5 protein-coding genes are annotated in these 6,820 nt (G+C 53.3%); 2 read left to right on the top strand and 3 right to left on the bottom strand.

From position 1 onward, the window contains the following. Nucleotides 1–7: 7 nt before the first annotated feature. Nucleotides 8–1,609, bottom strand: a complete 1,602-nt coding sequence (cimA, locus tag E1162_RS05690; protein WP_155128113.1) for a citramalate synthase — start codon at nucleotides 1,607–1,609, stop codon at nucleotides 8–10. A 116-nt stretch (nucleotides 1,610–1,725) separates the two neighbouring features. After that, entirely contained in the window at nucleotides 1,726–3,162 is a 1,437-nt protein-coding gene (cysS, locus tag E1162_RS05695) for a cysteine--tRNA ligase (RefSeq protein WP_155128116.1), read from the bottom strand. Between the two features lie 277 nt (nucleotides 3,163–3,439). Here cysS and E1162_RS05700 point away from each other — a divergent pair, with 277 nt between their 5' ends. Then, nucleotides 3,440–5,386, top strand: coding sequence for a L,D-transpeptidase family protein (locus E1162_RS05700; protein WP_155128119.1), 1,947 nt, complete (start codon nucleotides 3,440–3,442; stop codon nucleotides 5,384–5,386). A 209-nt stretch (nucleotides 5,387–5,595) separates the two neighbouring features. Here E1162_RS05700 and E1162_RS05705 read toward each other — a convergent pair whose 3' ends face one another. Next, nucleotides 5,596–6,087, bottom strand: a complete 492-nt coding sequence (locus E1162_RS05705; RefSeq protein WP_257098697.1) for a CreA family protein — start codon at nucleotides 6,085–6,087, stop codon at nucleotides 5,596–5,598. Between the two features lie 283 nt (nucleotides 6,088–6,370). Here E1162_RS05705 and E1162_RS19490 point away from each other — a divergent pair. Then, the coding region (locus tag E1162_RS19490; RefSeq protein WP_257098689.1) for a hypothetical protein at nucleotides 6,371–6,820 on the top strand (450 nt) is incomplete at its 3' end.

Here is a 6,820-nt window from a genome sequence, read left to right on the forward strand (position 1 = left end):
CCAAATGTCAGGAGCTCTGGAGATCAGCTTTCAGGATGATGTATCTGATTGAATCAACGAGCGCTTGGAAAGAGGCATCAACGATATTGCTGGAGACGCCAACTGTAAACCATCGTTTTCCGCTTGAGTGGTCAAGGCTCTCAATCAACACTCTGGTGATTGCGCCTGTACCTCCATCAAGGATACGTACCTTATAGTCAATCAGCTCAAGACTGTCGATGATGCTTTGGTACTTGCCGAGGTCTTTACGCAATGCAAAGTCGAGTGCGTTAACAGGGCCGTTACCCTCGGCAACAGACATGTATTCCTGCCCGTCCACTTCCACCTTCACAACCGCTTCGGAAACGGTGATGCGTTCACCGACCGCGTTGTAGCGGCGCTCTACACCAGTGCGGAACTGTTTTACGTCGAAGTAGTCCGGCACATGGTAAAGTTGGCGACGGGCCAGAAGCTCGAAGGATGCGTCCGCTGCCTCGTAGGAGTAGCCCATTGCCTCGCGCTCTTTAACGAGGTTCAAAAGGCCATCCAGACGCGGATCGGCTTTATCAACCTCAATACCCAAGCGTTTGAGTTCGCTCAGCAGGTTGGACTTGCCAGCCTGATCGGAGACGAGAACACGGCGCTGGTTACCAACGGTTTCCGGCGGAACATGTTCATAGGTTTCCGGCTCTTTAAGCAGAGCGGAGGCGTGAATACCTGCCTTGGTGGCAAAGGCACTCGCCCCTACGTAAGGCGCATGGATGTTAGAAGATCGATTCAAGATCTCGTCGAAAGCCCTTGAAATTCCAGTGATATCACGGAGCGTTTCAAGTGACGTGTTAAGCTCTAACGTATCCTTGAACGGCGCTTTCATCAAAAGCGTCGGGATAAGGGTCACGAGGTTGGCGTTACCGCAGCGCTCGCCGATACCGTTCAGCGTGCCTTGGATTTGGCGCACGCCTGCAGTGACAGCAGCTAGAGAGTTAGCAACGGCATGGCCGGTATCGTCGTGGGCGTGGATACCAAGATTGGAACCCGGCACCACTTTCGTGACCTGCTGGATGATTTCTTTCAGCTCGTCCGGCAGCGTACCGCCGTTGGTATCGCACATGACAACCCAGCGGGCACCGGCCTCATAAGCGGTGCGGGCGACAGCCAGAGCGTATTCAGGGTTTGCTTTAAAGCCATCGAAGAAGTGCTCGCAGTCCACCATCGGCTGCTTGCCAGCTTTTACAGCAGCAGCAACGCTATCATGAACGCTTTCAAGGTTTTCTTCATTGGTACAGCCAAGGGCAACGCGCACATGGTAGTCCCAAGACTTGGCTACAAAGCAGATAGCGTCAGCAGAGGACTGCAACAGCATCTGGATGCCCGGATCATTATCGACCGAGCGTCCTGCCCGTTTGGTCATGCCAAAGGCTGTGAAGGTCGCGTTGGTGGTGCGCTTTTGCTCGAAGAACTGGGTATCGGTTGGATTAGCGCCCGGATAACCGCCTTCGATGTAATCCACGCCGAGGCGCTCCAGAAGCGCGGTAATGGCAATCTTCTCGTCGACAGAAAAATCAATGCCAGACGTTTGAGCCCCGTCACGCAGGGTTGTGTCGAAGATGTATAGCCGTTCCTTGCTCATGTCGCTTCCAATGTCCCCAGTTGAAGCAAGCGCCCTGTCCGCGCCTCTTTAAATTTTCGGAAAAATTGATGTCTGTGGCCGTTGCCCGCCTAGTGGCCACAGACGTTTTTAAATGATCAGGCGAGAGACCAAGTGGTCTCGATCTCGCCGCTATCCTTGTTCTTGCTGTCTTTCAGCACGATGCCTTTGGCAGCCAGCTCGTCGCGGATACGGTCAGACTCTGCAAAGTCCTTGTTGCGACGTGCATCAAGGCGCTTGCCGATAAGATCTTCCACGAAAGCCGCAAGTTCAGGATCAACGTTTGCGTTGCTTGCAGTTTCTTCCTGCTGCTCTGCCCAGCCCTTAGGGTTGAAGCCGAGGAAAGCAAGGTTATCTGCAAGTTCCTGTGCTGCTGCCTTGTCGCCACCGCGAGCATCACGCGCAACCTTGTGAAGCGCAGCGAACGCACGAGGCGTGTTGAGGTCATCCAGAAGCCCTTCGATAACCACAGCAGATGGCTGCGGGTTTTCAGAAGGCACGACTTCCAGCTTACGGAAGAGATCACCCCAGCGCTGGATCTGCTTTTCAGCTTCTGCAAGGCCCTTAACGGTGAAGTCGATTGGCTGACGGTACTGGGTCTGCAGCAGCGTGTAGCGAATAGCTTCACCATCCCACTTGCGACCGCCGACCTTATCGGTGTCCAGCAGTTCGTGAACAGTGATGAAGTTGCCCAAAGACTTGGACATCTTTTCGCCTTCCACCTGCAAGAAGCCGTTATGCAGCCAGACCTTGGCCATGTAAGGCGTGCCGTGTGCGCAGCGGGACTGGGCGATTTCGTTTTCGTGGTGCGGGAATGTCAGATCGACGCCGCCGCCATGAATGTCGAAGGTTTCGCCCAAGTGCTTTGCAGACATTGCAGAACACTCGATGTGCCAGCCCGGACGACCCGGTGTTTCAATACCGCATGGGCTGTCCCAACCTGGTTCGCCCTCTCCGGAAGGTTTCCAGAGCACGAAGTCCATCGGGTCTTTTTTGTAGGAAGCCACTTCCACGCGTGCGCCAGCAACCATCTCGTCCAGCGAGCGGCGAGCCAGCTCACCATATTCCGGCATGGATGGAACGTTGAACAGCACATGCTCGTCAGCAACGTAGGCAAAGCCGCGCTCTACGAGCGTTTCGATCATTGCCTTCATTTCTTCGATGTGCTCGGTCGCACGCGGCTCGATATCAGGGTTGAGTGCGCCAAGCTGGGCCATATCGGCATGGAACTGGGCAGCAGTCTTTTCCGTAAGCTCGCGGATGGTAATGCCTTCATCGCGGGCACGGGCGTTGATCTTGTCGTCTACGTCGGTGATGTTGCGCACGTAAGTGACGTGGTTTGCACCGTAGAGCTGACGCAGAAGGCGAGCCAGAAGGTCGAACACAACGACCGGGCGCGCATTGCCGATATGTGCATAGTCATAGACCGTAGGGCCACAGACATACATGCGCACATTACTTTCATCCATCGGCACGAATTTTTCTTTCGTGCGAGTTAAAGTATTGGTGAGCAATAGGCCTTTGTCCGCGCTCATGATCGATCGTCTCCTTGCCGGCTGGCAGGGCGTCCGTTTGCTCTTGTGTGAAAAAGGCAGGAGGGAACGGCCACAGCCAGCGGGTTCGCTAGCTGCAAATAATGGTGATGGTTGAAGAGATGTGCATCGCCGTTTTCATAGACTTGCTTTTCGCCCATTGTTGCTTACAGGTCAAGATGCTGAGCTCATAACACACTCAAGAATCTTAGCGTCCCATTAATACTGGCCCATCCCATACAACCAGACCAGACAAATAAAAATTGAGGGTTCATCACTCGTGCTGCGCAAACGTCTAAGCTATTCCCTGCTCGTTTCAGTCGCCAGCCTTACCCTGCTTGCGCCTGTTGCCACATTTTCCGCCTCTGCCACCCAACTTGTTGATCCTCTCGATTTTAAAGACAAATCGGCACCACAAGTCACCAGCCCCGCTGCGGAAGCACCTGCCACCGCTCCTGTTATTGTACCTGTAGAAGCAGCTCCGGCACCAGCCGCTGCGCCAGCTGTTACAGCCAATATTGCAGAAGAGGATGCTGTTTTGGAGGAGCGCCCTGAGCCTGCTCCTACTCAAGTTATCGACCCTGCTCAAATTCCCGTCACGCTGCCATCCTTCGGCGGAACGCCTGTTGCCGATCCTGCGAATCAAGTGGATATCCAAGAGATCTTGAGAGAAAACATCGGCAGCCAATTCAAACGCCTTGAGCAAGACGGCGTTGCCCGCATGTTCGGCATCTCTCCTGAGCGCTTTAACGAGATTGAAGCGTTCTACGAAAAACGCGACTTCATTCCGCTTTGGCTCTATGAGGGCGGACTTGGCCAGAACGGCGAGATCCTCATCGAGACCCTTTCCGCTGCTGGTGAGCATGGCCTTTCCCCTGCTGACTACAACGTTGCCCGCCTGAAGGCGCTTAGCTCTGATATTGCCGGAGCAAGCATGGAAACCTATGCAGACGCAGGTATCGTTGAGCTGCTGTTCACCAACTCTTACCTCCAGTACGCAGGTCACCTGACCAGCGGACGCATTGATCCGCGCAAGGTGGAGCGCGAGAACGACATTCATCCGGTCAAGCGCAGCACTCATGAGCTTTTGTCTCTCATGAACCTGCGCATGCCGTTCAAAGCCGTTATGCACTTGCTGGAACCTCAGGAGCCTTCCTACCGCGCTCTCAAGGCCGAACTTGCCCGCCTTCGCGCTGTGAAGCAGGCAGGCGATGTGGACTTCATCGCTGATGGTGAAACGCTGCGTCCGGGCATGACTTCCGAGCGCGTTGACGCCATTCGCCGCCGCCTCGCGCAAGAGCCTTACTATGTCTACGACGGCATCATCGACAATGGCTATCGCGGTGACATCGTTGACGCTGTTAAGGTGTTCCAGTCTCGCAATGGCCTTGCTGTAGATGGCGTCGTCGGCAAAGCAACGCTTGCGGTGCTGAACCGCCCTATTGAAGAGCGCATGCAGATGACCCTCAACAACCTTGAGCGTCTGCGTTGGTACAACCGCCCGCTTGGCGGCAAGTACGTTGATGTGAACCTTGCCGACCAGACCGCAGCTATTGTGGTGGACGGCGAAGAGGTTCACCGCACCCGCGCTGTTGTTGGCCGCAAGAAATACTCCACGCCTGTGTTTTCTGACGAGATCACCTACTCTGAAGTGAACCCGTACTGGAACATTCCGCGCTCCATCGCCATCGATAAATATCTGCCGATGCTTCAGAAGGATTCTTCCGCCACTCTAAGACTGGGAATCAAGGTCTTTAAGAACAACAAGGAAATTGATCCGCGCTCTATCATCTGGAGCACTGTTCAGCCGCGCTACTTTGATTTTCACCTGAGGAAGAATCCGGGGCCGCGCAACGACTTGGGGAAAGTGAAGTACATGTTCCCTAACAAGCATGCCATTTATTTGCATGACACGCCGGCCAAGCATTTGTTCGACCATCCAGTACGCGCGTACAGCCGTGGCTGTATCCGCCTTCTTAACCCTAAGAAGTTTGGTGAAGTGCTGCTGTCACACGAGCCATCTTCTTTGAACAAGCTGGAAAACTATTGGAAATCAAAGGACACACGCGCTCTGACACTGGAAGAGTCTGTTCCGGTTCACCTGCGTTACATCACCGTTTTTGCTGATAAGGACGGCAATATCCAGTACCGCAACGACCTTTATGGCAAGGATGCAAAGCTGGAAAAACTGCTGCAGAAAACTCTGCGGAGCGGCGCTGGTGCCTGACTATTAATGGGTTGAAACCATTATGAATGAAAACTAAACGGGCTGATCAGAAAATCTTCAGTTCTTTAAGCCTATAGTGACCATGTTCACCGCTTGACGGAAACAAAGGAGTGAATGATGGCCCGTTTAGTTCTGAGTATCTTCATCATGGGCACGATGATCTCAAGCCCACTGTTTTTGCTTGTTGCCTATAAATTGTCCGCTGGCGCCTAGTCGTCCAGATAGTCCTTACACGCTGCTGGTTCGTTAGAACCCCATGGCATGATAGGCACGGTAGAGGTGGAATTTTTCGGGCTACCTTCAATTAGCTTGTCAGAGTAGACGAGATACACAAGCGTGTTACGCTTGGTATCGCAGCCGCGAACAATGCGCATCTTCTTGAAGAACAGGGAGCGGCTTTCGCGGTAGACTTCGTCACCCTGCTCGAATTTGCCTTCAAAAGAGATCGGTCCAACCTGACGACAGGATAATGAGACATCAGAAGTCTCTTCCGAAAGGCCCAACCAACCGGAAAATCCACCCTTCTCCGGCACTGTAAAGTGACAGGAAACGCCCTTCACCAAAGGGTCGTCAATCGCATAGGTCGCCAGTTTATGGTCCGGGCTCATGAACTTCCAGACTGTCGACTTCTTGAAAATCAAATCTGGATCCTGCGCCAATGCGCCTGTGGTCATTGATGTTAACCCAACAACCAATGCCATACATAAACCGCGTAGGTTCTTCATCTTCTGTCCCCTGACCTCTTTGTGGTGTTTCATTGCATATAGGCAAGATCTATTGAAACGCTACGCTCCAGAAAGTATTTTTCTTGGAAACGAGCTTTAAACAACGATTACTGTGACACCGAGCGAACCCAGCACTATGCGATCTGACCCAAACAATCTTTCGGGTGCACTGCGGTCTTTCAAGACGAGTAGTCCACATTTTGGCCCAGCCACAAAACATGCCTCATTTACAAAACGTGGCACAGCCGGCTTTGCAGGTATGCTCTTGCTGTTTGCGTTAGCGGCCACTCCAACTCTTGCCCAGAACTATGACCAAGCATGCAGAAAGTTAGAGGGCGAATATATTTCTCTCTCTCAGCAACTTCGATCCGGTAATTCTGGCAGGAGTGCAAACGAGGCTTATAAACGGCAGCTCGACAACATCCGCCAGATCGAGGATCAGGAAGCCCGCCTTGGCTGTCACAGCAGCTTCTCGCCACCTTATCAGTGCGCCAACATGGCAAACGCCAAACAGGCCATGTACAACAACCTGAACAAGCTTGCTGCCGAAGTTGAAATGAACGGTCAGCATATTTTGCGCGACAGACTTCAGGCCGTTGAGCAAGCACTGTTCAATATGAATTGTAGCGGCAGGGCCAACAGCAATACGACCTATGCAACGGGTACTGCACCAGCCCCTAACCCTTCTTACGGTGGCGCGGGCCGGCCC

Origin of the sequence: Pseudovibrio flavus (assembly GCF_009711345.1) — a bacterium.
GTDB lineage: Bacteria > Pseudomonadota > Alphaproteobacteria > Rhizobiales > Stappiaceae > Pseudovibrio > Pseudovibrio flavus.

What these genes read in the sequence shown, in the direction of transcription:
- E1162_RS05705 (WP_257098697.1), bottom strand. Translation starts at nt 6,087, where the DNA reads ATGGCATTGGTTGTTGGGTTAACATCAATGACCACAGGCGCATTGGCG.
- cysS (WP_155128116.1), bottom strand. Translation starts at nt 3,162, where the DNA reads ATGAGCGCGGACAAAGGCCTATTGCTCACCAATACTTTAACTCGCACG.
- cimA (WP_155128113.1), bottom strand. Translation starts at nt 1,609, where the DNA reads ATGAGCAAGGAACGGCTATACATCTTCGACACAACCCTGCGTGACGGG.